13 protein-coding genes are annotated in these 16,020 nt (G+C 39.9%); 3 read left to right on the plus strand and 10 right to left on the minus strand.

Annotated features, from left to right (window positions below):
* The 3 genes from aceA (at window position 1) to JR347_RS05150 (ending at window position 3,140) form a co-directional block, all read left to right on the plus strand.
* Entirely contained in the window at window positions 1-1,302 is a 1,302-nt protein-coding gene (gene aceA, locus JR347_RS05140; protein ID WP_205722979.1) for an isocitrate lyase, read from the plus strand.
* Window positions 1,303-1,509: 207 nt separating this feature from the next.
* Window positions 1,510-2,001 (plus strand): T9SS type A sorting domain-containing protein, encoded by a 492-nt coding sequence (locus JR347_RS05145; RefSeq protein ID WP_205722980.1) that lies wholly within the window; start codon window positions 1,510-1,512, stop codon window positions 1,999-2,001.
* Between the two features lie 5 nt (window positions 2,002-2,006).
* The gene (locus JR347_RS05150; RefSeq protein ID WP_205722981.1) at window positions 2,007-3,140 is read left to right on the plus strand and encodes an Lcl domain-containing protein; all 1,134 of its coding nucleotides are present in this window, start codon (window positions 2,007-2,009) and stop codon (window positions 3,138-3,140) included.
* A gap of 40 nt (window positions 3,141-3,180) precedes the next feature.
* On the opposite strand, the gene JR347_RS05155 is transcribed toward JR347_RS05150, so the two are convergent.
* The 10 genes from JR347_RS05155 to JR347_RS05200 all read right to left on the minus strand — a co-directional run bounded on the left by JR347_RS05155 (window position 3,181) and on the right by JR347_RS05200 (window position 15,969).
* Window positions 3,181-4,059, minus strand: a complete 879-nt coding sequence (locus JR347_RS05155; protein WP_205722982.1) for a DUF808 domain-containing protein — start codon at window positions 4,057-4,059, stop codon at window positions 3,181-3,183.
* A 64-nt stretch (window positions 4,060-4,123) separates the two neighbouring features.
* Window positions 4,124-4,756, minus strand: coding sequence for a 3'-5' exonuclease (locus JR347_RS05160; protein WP_205722983.1), 633 nt, complete (start codon window positions 4,754-4,756; stop codon window positions 4,124-4,126).
* Window positions 4,756-6,648, minus strand: a complete 1,893-nt coding sequence (locus JR347_RS05165) for a DUF294 nucleotidyltransferase-like domain-containing protein (protein WP_205722984.1) — start codon at window positions 6,646-6,648, stop codon at window positions 4,756-4,758. Before JR347_RS05165 ends, JR347_RS05160 begins: the two co-directional genes overlap by 1 nt.
* Before the next feature lie 3 nt (window positions 6,649-6,651).
* Window positions 6,652-8,547: an acetate--CoA ligase gene (gene acs, locus JR347_RS05170; protein WP_205722985.1), complete on the minus strand. Its 1,896-nt coding sequence runs from the start codon at window positions 8,545-8,547 to the stop codon at window positions 6,652-6,654.
* 25 nt (window positions 8,548-8,572) lie between these two features.
* Complete coding sequence (locus JR347_RS05175; RefSeq protein ID WP_205722986.1) at window positions 8,573-8,941, minus strand: response regulator transcription factor; 369 nt, start codon at window positions 8,939-8,941, stop codon at window positions 8,573-8,575.
* A 6-nt stretch (window positions 8,942-8,947) separates the two neighbouring features.
* Entirely contained in the window at window positions 8,948-11,656 is a 2,709-nt protein-coding gene (locus JR347_RS05180) for an ATP-binding protein (RefSeq protein ID WP_205722987.1), read from the minus strand.
* Window positions 11,657-12,117: 461 nt separating this feature from the next.
* Window positions 12,118-13,812: a sodium:solute symporter family protein gene (locus JR347_RS05185; RefSeq protein ID WP_205722988.1), complete on the minus strand. Its 1,695-nt coding sequence runs from the start codon at window positions 13,810-13,812 to the stop codon at window positions 12,118-12,120.
* A 24-nt stretch (window positions 13,813-13,836) separates the two neighbouring features.
* Window positions 13,837-14,097 carry a DUF4212 domain-containing protein gene (locus JR347_RS05190; protein ID WP_205722989.1) on the minus strand — a complete coding sequence of 87 codons (261 nt, stop codon included), beginning with the start codon at window positions 14,095-14,097 and terminating at the stop codon, window positions 13,837-13,839.
* A gap of 17 nt (window positions 14,098-14,114) precedes the next feature.
* The gene (locus tag JR347_RS05195; protein ID WP_205722990.1) at window positions 14,115-15,425 is read right to left on the minus strand and encodes a porin; all 1,311 of its coding nucleotides are present in this window, start codon (window positions 15,423-15,425) and stop codon (window positions 14,115-14,117) included.
* Between the two features lie 124 nt (window positions 15,426-15,549).
* On the minus strand, window positions 15,550-15,969 hold the full coding sequence (locus JR347_RS05200) for an IS1/IS1595 family N-terminal zinc-binding domain-containing protein (RefSeq protein WP_205722991.1): 420 nt from the start codon (window positions 15,967-15,969) through the stop codon (window positions 15,550-15,552).
* Window positions 15,970-16,020: the final 51 nt, after the last annotated feature.

Here is a 16,020-nt window from a genome sequence, read left to right on the forward strand (position 1 = left end):
ATGACTAAGGCAGATCAAATCGAAAAATTATACAACGAATGGATGACGAATCCAAGATGGAAAAATGTAAAGCGTAATTACATTCCTGAAGATGTAGTAAAATTGAGAGGATCCATTGTGGTGGAACATACGTTGGCCCGCAATGGTGCTGAAAAATTATGGAAAAAATTAAACTCACAGGACTTTGTGGCAGGTCTGGGTGCACTAACTGGTAATCAGGCCATTCAGGAAGTTACTGCTGGTTTGGAAGCTATTTATTTAAGTGGCTGGCAGGTGGCAGCAGATGCCAACCTTGCCGGGGAAATGTATCCTGATCAATCACTTTACCCGGCTGACTCAGTTCCTAAAGTGGTAAAAAGAATAAACAACGCATTAATGCGAAGAGATCAAATTCAAAGTGTTACTGAAGAAGGCGACATCGATTGGATGGTGCCAATTGTTGCCGATGCAGAAGCAGGTTTTGGTGGTAATTTAAATGCCTTTGAGTTAATGAAGGCGATGATTGAAGCCGGAGCAGCAGGAGTACACTTTGAAGATCAACTTTCATCCGCCAAGAAATGCGGCCATTTAGGAGGAAAAGTATTAGTGCCAACACAGGAAGCAATTAATAAACTTTCTGCGGCCAGACTAGCAGCCGATGTATGCGATGTACCAACACTCTTAGTAGCTAGAACTGATGCAGAGGCCGCTAACTTAATAACTTCAGATGTAGATCCCAGAGATCATAAGTTTATTACAGGGGAAAGAACTAATGAAGGATTCTACCATGTGAAAAATGGCTTAGAGCAAGGAATTGACAGAGGATTGAGCTATGCACCTTATGCGGATTTAATTTGGATGGAAACTTCTAACCCTGACTTGGGATTGGCAAAAGAATTTGCGCAAGCCATCAAGGAAAAATATCCTGAGCAAATGCTTGCATATAATTGTTCTCCATCATTTAACTGGGCATCTAAATTATCTGTGAAGCAAATGGAAACTTTTAGAGAGAATATTGCTGAGATGGGTTATAAATTCCAGTTCATTACTTTGGCAGGATTCCATGCTCTTAATACATCAATGTTTGAGCTTTCTAAAGCTTATAGAGAAAGAGGAATGGCTGGTTACAGTGAGCTACAAGAACGTGAATTTGCCCTTCAGGCAGATGGGTTTAAGGCCGTAAAACACCAGACGTTTGTTGGTACGCAATATTTCGATTCTATTCAGAATGTGGTTCAAGGTGGGCAATCATCAACTACTGCTATGAAAGGAAGTACTGAGGAAGATCAATTTAATACCCTGAAAGTGAGAAAAGCGGGATAAAAAATGTACCCTAAACCAGATGAAGAGGCTGTTATAAACTGTTGAGTTGGCAGCCTCTTTTTCATTTAACTAACAACTAATTATCTAAAAGTTAGAATCTGATAGTTTACTTCCGCAATCGATTGCGGAAAAGGTTACTTATTGCTAGTTTCAAAGATTCATAACCGACTGAAAATCATGTAATGTTTTAAATTCAGTCATTCTATTATGGTTAGGCTATTAACAGCTACTATGCTGTTGTACGGGATTGCAGCCAATGCTCAATCTATCAAATCTTATTCATTCGCACCGGCAGGGGGTACTTTCAGCACTTCCTCAGTCACAGGTTTGTGGCAAATAGGTGGTATTACCCGAGGTTCTGTAGCCAATCAAAACTTTACAATTCAACAAGAGTACGTAAAAGGTAGTCAGTATATTGAAGTTACTTCATTTGATAATGCAGGTGTCAATACTGTTAACGTTTATCCTAATCCAACAGCTAACCATATAAATATCAGCCTCAATGATAAATTTATTGACGCACCGATTGAATATAATTTATATAATTCTCAGGGAGCACTAATTAAAAGTGATCCTCTTGGAAATGGTTACACTCACCAAACACTTGATTTAAGTGATATGAATCAAGGAGTGTATTTATTAATACTAACTGATAGACGAACCAGTCAATCATTGAAATTTAGAATCATTAAGAACTAAAAAAAATGAAACGCATAATTGCCACCATATGTGTCTGTTTTTTATTTGTGCATTCAAATGCACAAACGCCTAATTCATTTAGGTATCAGGCAGCAATACAAACTTTAGAAGGTACGCCAATGGCGAATAAAACCGTTGCCTTAAGAATAAGTGTTCTACGCTCAGATGTTAATCGTGAGCGCGTATATGCTGAATTTCAGAGCTTATCTACCGATGAATTTGGAATGATTAATTTGCAAATTGGGCAGGGAAATGTGATTTCCGGTAATTTCAGTCAGATTACCTGGGGTTCAGATGCTCACTTTCTGAGAATTGAGCTGGATGAAAATGGTGGCTCGGAGTTCAAGTTATTAAGTGAAGTGCAATTATTGAGTGTCCCATATGCATTGCATGCCAAGTCAGCAGATAATGTGGATGATGCCGATGCTGATGCAACGAACGAAATTCAGCAGCTAACCATTGAAGGAAATATCCTAACAATTAGTAATGGGAATAGTATAACATTACCTGAAGAGGAGGATGGTGATAGTACCAATGAAATTCAGGAGTTATCTATTAATGGCCAGCTTTTATCCATTAGCAATGGCAACAGCATAACATTACCTGAAGAACAGGATGGCGATAGTGAAAATGAGTTGCAGCAGTTAAGCATTGAGGGTAATGTCTTAACTATTTCTAATGGCAATTCTGTTAATCTGCCTGCCTCTAATTCTGTTGTACCACCTACAGATGGCCCCATACCTGTAGCTTTCAGAGGGGCTCAGATCTTTGCTCATCCCACTGATAATTCCGTATCAATAAATTTCGGAGCCTTTGCAGGCACTGGTGCAACTTCAGATTCTGACGGTCAAAGTAATACCAGTTCAATTGTCGCTGCACTGGGTGACGGTAATTATGCCGCCAAATTATGTGATGATTTATCGGCTTTTGGTTTTGAAGATTGGTACCTGCCTTCAAGGGCCGAGTTAGATGCCTTGTATAAGCAAAACTATCTTTTAGCAGATTACGGGTTAGACGGTTATTGGTCGTCAACCGAAACGGCAAACAATAAAGCCTGGGCCATTAACTTTCTGGATGGGGGCTTAACTGATCCTACCAAAAATCAAAGTAGACGGTGTTTGTGTGTGAGAAAGGATTAGGCCTTTTACATACAGAGTGATACCGTAGTATAATTAAGTGTTATGTAGCCTTTGCGAAATTTTTTTTAATGCTTTCGTACAGTTTCATAACCACAACAGCTAATGCTCCAAGGCATAAACCCACTAAGAAATCAGCTAGTAATGTAGGCCAAGTGCGCAACAGGTTGTGGATGAAGTCGACATTATGAGCATAGATTCCTCCACCAACCAGTATCATGGCAAGTGTTCCTAATACAGTTAAACTACGCACCACCCAAGGTAATAGCTTTACCAATCCACGACCTAATTTGGCTTTGAAACTGCTCTTGTTTTCACTACTTGCGATTAAATTCAAACCCAAATTATCCATTCGAACAATGAGAGCCACCAAGCCATAAACGCCAACTGTGGCAAGTAATGCTACTACAGTTACAACAGGTATTTGAATATTGAGCGGTTGATCGGCAACTGTACTAAGTGCTATAATGATTATTTCAACAGACAATATAAAATCAACAACAATGGCCGATTTAACTTTTTCATTTTCATAGGACGCAGCTTGTTCGTCATTTTGCAGTAATTGCTTTTTCTTTTCTTTCGATTCACGATGAAACAAGTAAGTATAAACTTTTTCAACGCCCTCATATGCCAGATACAACCCACCCAACAATAGAATTGGAATGATAACACCAGGCAAAAAAGCACTGAGTAGAAATGCGGCTGGTAAGATGATTATTTTATTCAGCAAAGAACCCTTTGCTATTCGCCATAATACAATTAACTCTCGAGAAGCTGAAAACCCCGATGCTTTTTCGGCATTTACCGCTAAATCATCCGCTAAAATTCCGGCTGTCTTTTGGGTAGCATACTTGCTCATGGTCGCTACATCATCCATGAGTACTGCGATGTCATCAAATACAGCAAAAAACTTTGAAGCCATGATTGGGATTATTGGTTTTGTGAATGCTAATATATCAAACCAAAATCGTTAAGAAGAATCAGTATCACATAATGTGTCTGAGTTGAGTTGCACCTCTCAATTGTTGAATCTTCACTAATTTTAAAAATAATAAGGCCGTTGAGTAGGCGTCACCTAAGGCAGTATGTCTTTCCAGGGGTTGGATATCATATTTTGTCAATAAAGTATCCAGGAAATAGTCTTTCTTTTCATAATTATGGCGGTCCATCGGAGATGTGTTGAGTCTTATTGCCAAGCGTGCAGTATCCACTAACCGATGACTCTTCGTCATTTTAGGATTGAATCGATTGAGCATGGCCAGATCAAAAGCGCCATTATGAGCCACCAATACAGATTTTTCAATGTACTTTTCAGTTTTAGACAATGCCTCATTCAAGCTGATGCCATTTTTGCATTTCTCTAATGTAATCCCGTGTACTTCGATGGATTCCGAAAGTTGAATGTCTTGGTGTTTTATAAAAAGCTCTTTACCGGATTCGACTTTAATTTCCAGATTTTGAATAGTTACCAACCCTATTGAAAGTAACTCTGCCTGGGTATGATCGAGTGAAGAGGTTTCTGTGTCTAGACATACAAATTTAATATTCTCCAATGGCGTATCATGGGAGATAAGGTTTGGGTTATGATCCTTTCCGAAAAGCTTCTTCCAAAACTCCATTAATTAAAATAGCTTAACTGAAACCTTACTTCCAGCATTTTTTGTAGCCTGTTTATCGGTTCAAAGGTATTGCGCAAAATTTGCCGCTCTATTTTAGATAATGATTCTATAGAGATATACCGCCCTGAGTTCTTGTTTTGAAAGCCGTTCAACGCCCGAAACCGCATTAGATATTCATAGCTCTCAGCGGCCAATTTATATAGTTCGGCATTATTCTTATCGTTTTTCTCGAGCCATTTGTAGCGAACTAAAGTATTACTGCTAATGGATTCACCCGAGTTTAAAGCCAGCACCCTGGCGATATCAACCAAGGGCATCATAGCTCTTGCTTTAATGTCGAATCGATCCACATGCTCTCCAGACCTCTCCACAACAAAATTCTTGAAAAAGCTAAGTGGTGGAGGATTTTGCAAACTATTTTTCGCCAAGAAATGGATGAAGATATTGCCGCTTTTAATTTCATTTTTCAGATGCTTTCCCAATTCATCTGCCAATTCTTTTGCACCGTACACGTGTCGGTAATCAAAGAAGATGGTTGAGAGCATCAGGGATTTTTCCTGAGGCTGATGAATCCAGCCTGAAAAGTATTTCTTCCATTGATTGAGGGGCTGACACCATTTTTCGTTTCCGCCCATCATTTCGGCAGGGCACATCTCAAAACCGCAAGCTTCTAAGTTGGAATTTATTTTTTGAGCCAACTTTATAAAATAGAGCCGGGTGGATTCATCCTGATTATCTTCATAAATGAGTGCATTATCCTGGTCAGTTCGGATGAGTTGCTCTTGTCGTCCTTCGCTACCCAAACTTATCCAGGCAAATTTTGCCGTTGGCTCCCCAACTTCCTGTAGAGCGCACTCAATGCATTTACTGATGGTGATGTCGTTTATATGGGAGGCTAATGAACTGACCAATTGGATGGATACATGCTGCTCAAGATAAAAGTTGATTAAAGCATCTGCCTGATTGCGTAATTCAACTAGTTCAGAAAGTTCTGCTGCCTGCTCCATCGTATAGCCCAATGTTATGGGGTGATTCTGGCTGGCACCTGTCAAATCGTGATGGCTAAGTATACCAACAGGCAACCCTTTTTTTACCAGACACAAATGATTGATTTTGTGCTGCAGCATTTTGAGGAGATAGGAGGAGAGCGGTTTGCCTAAGTTCATGGTAATAACATCAGGGGTCATGATCTCCGAAATGGGTTGTGTGACAGCGACTTTGCCTGTTGCTACCTTCGTTTTAAAGTCTGTTTCAGTAGCAATACCTATGGCTTTTTGTTCGTCATTACAGATAATGATTGAGCCAATTTGCTCCATGGTCATTAGACCAGCAACATCCTTTATTAAATCGGTTGATTTGCAAGTAATGAGCGCTCTTTTGGGTTCAGCTAGCGGCTTATTCCAATTGAGTAATGATCCTGATTCTTGAACGGGCACCATTTTTTGAGTGGGCCCCTGTTGAACATCTGATTGCCCTCCTGCCAAGCCTGAAGCAAAGAAAAGAGCAATTTTACTATTACTTTCAAGATGCTTTTTAAATTCCTCAATTGGTATTCCATATACCAAAGCCTCTTCCTCACATCGGGCATCAAAAACATAAGGCTTTCCTGATAGCATCGAGCGCACTCCAAACAAATCACCTTCATCACAGATATCGACAAGTTCTTTAGCACCCGTAGAAGTTTGACGCTCAAGATGCACCAGACCTTCTTTGACTACATAAAGATAGGGAGAGCTTGACTCTCCCTGCTTAAATAAATACTCCCCTTTATTGGCGTATTTTACAATTGCTTTTTCGCATAACATCAACAATTCGGTATCTGAAATTTCCTCAAAGGGTGGAAATTTCTTTAGAAAATCCGCAATTCGCGATGCTATGACATTCGCAGCCATGACCTACTTTGCACCATCCTTAATAGCTTCCACCACTTCCGGATTCAATAGCGTTGATGTGTCACCCAAATTAGCAGTATCCTTAGAGGCTATTTTTCTCAGAATTCTACGCATGATTTTACCAGACCTTGTCTTAGGCAATCCGGGTACGATCTGAACTTTATCAGGCTTGGCAATTGGACCGATAATTTTAGTAACCGTATCTCTAATCTCGTTTATCAGGTTGTCTTCAGTTCTGCCTTCCATATCACAGATCACATACGCATAAATGCCTTGCCCTTTAATATCGTGCGGATAGCCTACAACAGCTGATTCAATTACTTTAGGATGTTCGTTAATAGCATTTTCTACTTCTGCCGTGCCCATTCTATGGCCCGAGACATTAATCACATCATCTACTCTGCCTAAAATTCTGTAGTAGCCATCTTCATCACGTTTCACACCGTCACCAGTGAAATACATACCGGGGTAGGTAGAGAAGTAGGTTTGTTTACATCGCTCATGGTCGCCATAAGTGGTTCGCAGCATACTCGGCCATGGAAACTTAATACACAGATTTCCTTCCACACTATTGCCTTTCAATTCTTTGCCATCCGCGTCAACAATGATCGGCTGAATGCCGGGTAATGGAAGTGTGGCATACGAAGGTTTAGTGGGCGTAATACCTGCAATTGGCGAAACCATAATTCCTCCTGTTTCCGTTTGCCACCAGGTATCTACGATAGGGCATTTTCCTTTACCAACATGGGCATGATACCAATGCCATGCTTCTTCATTTATTGGTTCACCAACAGAGCCGATAACTTTAAGAGATTTCAATGAATAAGGTTCAATCGGTTCGGTGCCATAAGCTTGCAAGGCACGAATAGCTGTTGGAGCAGTGTAGAATTGATTGACTTTGTATTTATCTACGATTTGCCAGAAACGACCTGCATCTGGGAACGTAGGTACACCTTCAAACATTACTGTGGTCGCACCTGATAGCAATGGTCCGTAAACGATGTATGAGTGACCGGTAATCCAACCCACATCGGCTGTGCACCAGTAAACATCACCTTTATTATATTGAAATACATTTTCGAATGAATAACTGGTATAAACCATATAACCTGCTGTGGTATGCACCACACCCTTAGGTTTTCCGGTTGATCCTGAGGTGTAGAGAATGAACAGCATATCCTCTGCGTCCATTTCTTCTGCTTTGTTCTCTATCGATTGGCCTTCTATCGCATCGTGCCACCAGATGTCTCGGCCTTCTTTCATGGTCACGTCTTCACCTGTTCTTTTGAAGACGATTACCTTTTCGATGCTCGAGGACTTTTCAAGGGCTTCATCCACCACTTCTTTAACAGGAATAGATTTGGCACCTCTAAAATTACCATCTGATGTAAGCACCATTTTCGCAGAACAGTCTTCAATTCTATCGGCCAATGCACTCGATGAAAAACCTGCAAACACCACTGAATGAATGGCTCCAATTCTAGCGCAAGCTAACATAGCCACAGCGGCTTCAGGAACCATAGGCATATAAATAATTACTCTATCACCTTTACCCACGCCCTGCGCTTTCATGGCATTGGCAAATTGATTGGTTTTCTCAAAAAGTTGTCGATAGGTAATTTCCTGATTGGGCTCATTTGGGTCGTTAGGTTCCCAAATTATGGCGGTTTTATCTCCCAACGTAAATAAATTTCTTTCGAAGATATTTTCGGTAATATTCAACTTGGCATTGGTAAACCATTTCACATCAGGACCGTCAAAGTTCCATTCTACCACCTTATCCCATCTTTTTTGCCAATGAAAGGAGTCGGCAATTCTTGACCAGAACTCTTCGGGATTGGTTACACTCTTTGCATATTCATGGAAGTACCCGGTAAGGGTTTGTATTTTATTACTCATAATTCATGTGTGTTTTATGGTTATGTTATTCGATTAATTCTATGGCTAATTCTTTTACTTTATTTACTAAATGTTTAGTGCTAAAGGGCTTGGTAATGTACAGGTCTGCGCCAGCATCATACCCTTTTTGTATGTCTGCTTCTTTGTCCTTGGCAGATAGAAATATGACCTTCGTACGCCTATTCTTTCGTTTGATGTATTCACATACTTCGTAACCATCAACAAAAGGCATCATGATATCCAAAATAACAATCTCGGGTTTTTCAGATTCCACTATTGTCATGGCTTCGGATCCATCGCGCGCGATATAAACTTCGTACCCAATTTTCTTAATTAAGAATTCGAGTGACATTATAATATTCGGTTCATCATCAACAATTAGCACCTTTATCATATCCGCTTAATTTAATGGTATCAAACATTGAAAGCGAGCCCCACCGGTTGCGCTATTCTCAACCCAAATTTTACCTCTGTGCAACTCAATTATTTTTTTACTGATCGTTAATCCAAGACCACTACCTTCAGGCTTTTTGAGTGTCTGATTTTTAGCCTGATAGAAAGCTTCAAAGATTAACTCTCGGCTTTCGGGCGAAACTCCCGGGCCGTTGTCTTCTACTATAAAACTAAGATTACCATCGCCATTTTGGGCATTGATGATAATTTTTCCATTGATTTCGGGGCAATGCTTGGTGGCATTACTAATTAAATTGATCACCACTTGCATTAATCGGTCTTTATTCCCTTTTATCATAGGAAGCTGTTCCTGTATTTGAACGTCCAGATCAATACTCTTTTCTTTAATTACTTGTCTCAATCGGTTTAATGAGTCGGAAATGATGTCTTCAAATTGGATATCCGACAGTTCAAGATTTAGCTTTCCTGATTCCATTTTTTCCAAATCCAATACCTGAGAAATGAGTCTATCCATGCGTTTGGTCTCACTGATAACAGTATCCAGAAATTTGGATCGCTCCTCATCTTCCAAATCCGGGTTGTCATGTATGATTTCTGACATGGCTCGTATAGAAGTTAATGGTGTGCGCATCTCATGTGTTACTGTAGAGATAAATTCATCTTTTAGCTGGTCCAATTTTTTTAATTCTTCGTTGGCTATTTGTAGTTGCTGAGTGGCAATTTCTAATTCGTCTGACTTTTCTTTTAATGCCTTATTATCAGATATAAACCTTCTCGATTCCTGAAGAATATCGAAAACTTCATTCATAGAAATATTATCTTCTTTAACAACATTGGATATTAGCACTCTGGAAGAAGCAGAGCCCACAACACCGGCAAGTAATTTCTCGGCATAGTTTACCAATCGAAAGTCTGCACGTAGACTTTCGCTATTGATCTTGTTGTTGATCATGAAATTGCGAAATGCCCTGTTGGTTCGCTCTTCCCCAATGAATTTATTGAGTAAAGATTTTATATCCTGTACATAGGCTGTTCCTTTCCAAACAATGGAGCTTTCATAAACTGTTGAGTATTGGAAAATATCTACAAATACTTCGGCCTGATTAATCTCTTTGCTCGATTGTTTTGATAGTAGGGATACCGCCACATAAGTGAGGAGGTTAATGAAAATGCTCCAGAAAAAACCGTTGGTTATGGGGCTCAGGTTATCTACACCCAAAAAGTTATTAGGACTTAAATAACCAACTCCAAATGGGCCATCAATAATAAACTGCTCAGGAAGAAGTCCCGTACTGACGATTGTTGGCAATACCAATGTGTAAAACCAAATGGCGAAGCCTGACAAAATTCCTGCAATGGCACCTGTGCGCGTTCCGTTTTTCCAGTACATTCCTAGTAAAACAGCAGGAGCAAATTGTGCAACGGCCACAAAGGAAATAAGCCCAATTGAAACAATGGAGAAGCGATCGGAAACGTACTTGAAATAGATATAAGCTAAGAGCAATATGGCAGCTATCAGGAATTGTCGGCCTCTTAAGAGCACTTGACTTACGTTGTTGTTTTCAGGAGCTGAAAGTTCTGTGTTTTTTACAATGAGTGGTGTTAATATGCTGTTGCTAAGCATTACACCCAGCGCAGTTGTTGAGACAATAATCATACTGGTTGCTGCTGACAAGCCTCCCAGATAGGTAAGCAAAGCCAAAGGAGTATTGCTCATTTGAAGCGGTATGGCCAACATATAGGTATCCGCATCTACAGGATTATTTTGAAAAATTAATTTACCTCCAAGCGCTATGGGAATAACAAAAATGTTAATGAGCAACAAGTAAAGTGGAAAAAGCCACATGGCTTTTTTTAGGTGATTTTCATTCCTGTTTTCTTTTACGGTTACATGAAACTGCCGCGGCAAAAGCACAATGGCCAACATGGAAAGAATGTTGAGCCACATCCAGTTGGAATAGCCACTGTCCGAAGGAATGGTTAGCAGCTTCTCGATATCAGGTAGCACTGATGACTGCTGAAAAATATCTCCAAAGCCATTAAACAGACCGAAGGTCACATACAAACCAATAAATATAAATGCAGCCAGTTTGAATATCGATTCAAAAGCAATGGCAGCAATCAGGCCGTTATTTTTAAGGTTACTATCAACACGATTCGCTCCAAATAAAATGGTGAATATTGCCAATAGAATGGTGATGTAAAAGGCTGTATCATTAAAAAAGGCTACTGATGCAGAAGTGTATCCCGGGCTATCTCCGGTTAAAATAAGGAAGCTGTTGGAGATGGCTTTGATCTGTATAGAAATGTATGGTAATACGCCTACAGCACACACAAAAGCAACCAGCCCGCCAATGAAAATATTTTTTCCATAGCGCGAAGACACAAAATCAGCAATAGTAGTGATGCGCTGTACTTTACATATTCGAATAATTTTGCGAATGACTATCCACATAAGAGGTGCCATGAGTAGCGGCCCGATGTAGGTGGTCAGAAAATCCAGCCCTTGGTTGGCCGCTCTACCAACACTGCCATAATAGGTCCAAGCCGTGCAATAAACCGCCATGGACAAAGCATAAATGTAAGGGTTATTCACCCAGCGACTTTCACTGTTGCGTTCAGCCCAATAGGCGATACCAAAGAGCAAGCCCAAATAAAGAAATGATAGCAATATAACCAGCCACTTAATTTCCATGATCTTTATCTTTTAAAAACCTGGTGGCGATATACCATAAGATGACAATAACCAGAATCCAGAAAGCTGATAGAAATAAGGTAAGTGGTGGAATAGTCCACGAAAAATTAAGGCGGTTGAAAATGTGAAGAATAGGAGAGTGAATCACTACAAAAAGTGTGATGAATGTTATGATTAACACCTGATTCACTTTTTTATCCATTATTCTGAATCGTTAAAATTTAAGAATTTCAGTTTAACTAAAATTAATAAAACTGACAGTGCAATAACACCAATAAGGATAGAAAAAAGATATGAAACCTGATGAGTGGATTCGTAATAGAACCGGAGTAATAATGTTATTGTGCCATAGGCTCCGATAAAATAAATGGAAGCTTTACGTCCTAGTCTGTTCATAATAAATAGTTTAAAAAGAAAGGCTAAGAGTATTCTTCTTAGCCCTTCCATAAGAATTTTGAAAATTAGTGATCCGAAGCGGCTCCTGCTCCTTTAGGGAATCGGATATCTTCTACGATTGCCTGTACATCAGCAGGTGGTTCAGCAGTTGCTCTTGACACTGCAAAAGAAACTACCAAATTTACAACCATGGCTACTGTGCCGAAACCTTCAGGTGATATTCCGAACCACCAGTCTTCAGCAGTTCCGCCACCAAAGCCTCCGAGTTTATACTTAATCATGTAGAAAAGCATTAAAAGAATTCCTACAACCATTCCGCTAATGGCTCCTTCTTTGTTCATTCGCTTGTCGAAAATACCCAGAATAATGGCTGGGAAGAAAGAAGCAGCGGCCAAACCAAAGGCAAGTGCAACTACGGCAGCCACAAATCCCGGAGGGTTGATGCCAAAGTAACCGGCAACACACACCGCAACTGCAGCTCCTATACGTGCCCATATCAGTTCCTCTTTTTCAGAGATATTCGGTTTGATTTGCTTTTTGATCAAATCGTGTGACAAACTGGTAGATATTACAAGTAACAAACCTGCTGCTGTAGAAAGCGCTGCTGCAAGACCACCCGCTGCTACCAATGCAATTACCCAGTTGGGAAGATTGGCAATTTCAGGGTTGGCAAGCACCATAATATCACGGTCGATAGTAAGTTCATTCTTTTCTGCATCAGCTACATATTGGATTTTACCATCAGCATTTTTATCGTCAAAGGCAATCAACCCTGTTTTTTCCCAGTTCGAAAACCACTGAGGTACAGAAGCATATTCTTTATCTGACACAGTATTGATCAGGTTTGTTCTTGCGAAAGCACCAATAGCAGGTGCTGTTGTATAAAGAATAGCTATGAATACAAGTGCATAACCGGCAGACATACGTGCATCACGAACTTTCGGCACAGTGAAGAATCTTACGATTACGTGTGGCAATCCAGCCGTACCCACCATCAAGGCAAAAGTGATAGCAAATACATCAATCATAGATTTAGAGCCCGAAGTATATTCGGCAAAACCAAGTTCAGTATGTAACTGGTCCAATTTATCTAAAAGATAAACTCCAGAACCATCAGCCATGGTGCTTCCAAACCCCAATTGAGGAATTACGTTTCCTGTTAATTGTATCGAAATAAAAAAGGCAGGAACCATGTACGCGAATATTAACACGCAATACTGAGCTACCTGAGTGTAAGTGATACCCTTCATGCCACCCAATACGGCATAGAAGAATACGATAGCCATACCAATGTAAACTCCTGTGTTAACAGGTACTTCAAGGAATCTGGCGAATACAACACCCACGCCCCGCATTTGGCCGGCCACATAAGTGAACGAGACAATGATGGCACAAACAACGGCCACCGTACGAGCAACATTGGAGTAGTATCGATCTCCGATAAAATCAGGAACGGTAAACTTTCCAAATTTCCTTAAATACGGAGCAAGCAGTAAAGCCAGAAGTACGTAGCCACCTGTCCAACCCATGAGGTAAACCGTACCGTCATAGCCCATAAATGAGATCAATCCTGCCATGGAAATGAATGAGGCTGCCGACATCCAGTCTGCGGCTGTAGCCATACCGTTAGCAAGGGGTGAAACACCACCACCTGCCACATAAAAATCTTTCGTTGAACCGGCTCTTGACCATATCGCTATACCGATGTAAAGAGCGAATGTGATGCCGACAATTATATAGGTCCAAATTTGAATATCCATTGTTAAATATTTTTAGGTTGATTATTAATCTTCGTGAACATCATACTCCTTATCGAGTTTGTTCATCCAGTTTACATAAACGAAGATGAGCGCCACGAAAACATAGATTGATCCTTGTTGAGCGAACCAAAACCCAAGTTTAAATCCGCCAATTTTTATAGTATTCAGAGCGTCTACAAATAGAATTCCGAATCCATAACTCACTAAAAACCAGATGGAGAGCAGTATTGCCAGAAAGCGCAAATTCTTCTTCCAGTATTCCGTCATTTTTTCTTGATTGTTCATATTTTAGTTGATTTATTTTATAAGAATATATGTGTTTGAAGTCTCCATTGAGTGACATCACCGTCAGTACCAGGACTGTCTCTAAAGTCACCTCTGATGGTGTGGTACTCCAAAGTAATTTTGGCATTATGACCGCTTACATAGTAGTTTACACCGATATCCATAGAGCTAATATTGTCTTCTAATGCATCATAACTACCAGATTGGTAGGCGAAATAAGGCATAATGTTCAGGCTAGGTATGTAATATCCACCCTGTACATATATGTTTGTACCAGTACCTGCCCATCGGGAAACATAGTTATCTCCGTAATCAAAACTTTGAAAAGCGGCATAGGCATTAATTCCACCGTCACCTAATGGTGCGTCATAAAATACATCTGCTGCGAAGTGTTGAACATTTTCGTGCTCACCTGTAGCAGTATCAAAAGCTCCGTTAGCATGTCTGAAAAACCCTGCTCCAAATCCCAAGATTTTCTTTTTACCGAAATAGGTACCTACCTGATACGGCAGTTTTGTAGACTCTGTATCGAATAAATTATATCTGAAATAACCTTCAACAATAGTATTTCCTGTAGGATCACCATCTAAATCTATCTGAGCTGCACCATCGTAAGTAATGGTTGATGCCTCAGAATTAGGGAAGGCTGCTCCATAATTTGCTCCTGCACCTAATGCATTTGCTGGGTTTAGTGGATTGTTAATCGCAAATCTATAATCAAATTGTCCAATTTGTCCTTTGGCATATACACCAAAATGGCGTGCAAACTGATCGGTTACTCCTAAAGAATGCCAATGGGTAAAAGGCCTTGCCTGATCCATGGTCATAAAGTTTAGTGTTGATGCATTGGCCAGTCGAGTTAAACCCTTCCAATAATGTAGGCCTGTACCTATGTGTAATGCATCGTTATTTGATACTTTAAACTCTGTCCAGGCATCATGTAAAAAAAGTTGCGGACCATCACCATTGTTACCTAATGAGGTTTGATTGTTGGGGCCGAAGTTGTTAAGCCCAAAGTGCGTTAAGATTAGAAAACGAGGTGAAATTTGAGCAAAAGCGAGCATTCTGCTTCTTCTTGTAAAGGAAGTGAGTTGCATTTTTAAATCATCAACCTCGCGATTATTAGTCTGCAACCATTGCTGGTGCCAAATAATAAATCGTACATACTTCGATCCTGAATCATCTAGCTTAAGCGTTAAAGGCTTATAAGAGTGGTCAGGCTTGGCAACAAGATTGTCTGCATCTTTGCCGTTTTCTTCTTGCGCATTGGCCGGAATACACCAGCATACGCTCAATGCCATAAAGACACTTAGTAGTTGTTTTTTCATTGTATTGAAACTTTAGTTGTCTGATATTTTGAAAAGACGGCCGTCTAAAACTTCAACACTTCGAATTTTGCAAAATGCAAACGATTGCGAAAAAGTGATGTATATTTTTGGTAATTATATAGGTTTAGTCTTTAAAGCGATCCCATTTAATCACCATGAATTTATCGCCTAATTCTGTAATAAGCATTCCTGAACCCTTTAAATAGCCTGGGGAAGCCATGAGTTCACTCAGTTCAGCATGACTTAATATTTTGTATGTGGGGTGATAATCATAGCGTTCGGGAGGTTTAATTTTATATTTTTTTACCCAATTCATAACAGATACATGACTCACTCCCAGTATCCTTTCAATCTCTCGGTAGCTTATTCCTTCCAGGTATAATTGTAAGGCCTTAATAACAAAATAGGGGTCAATTTCTTTACCTAACTTACTGACAGTGAAATTATAAGCGCATTTTTTACATTTAAAACGCTGTCGATCGTTGACAATTCCGCTCTTGATAATACTAGTCGATTCACATTTCGGGCAGGTCGGATTACGCATAACTATAGTAAGTTAGCATATATATATTATTTTAGCAATGATTTTTGAGAG

The organism is Fulvivirga lutea (assembly GCF_017068455.1).
GTDB lineage: Bacteria > Bacteroidota > Bacteroidia > Cytophagales > Cyclobacteriaceae > Fulvivirga > Fulvivirga lutea.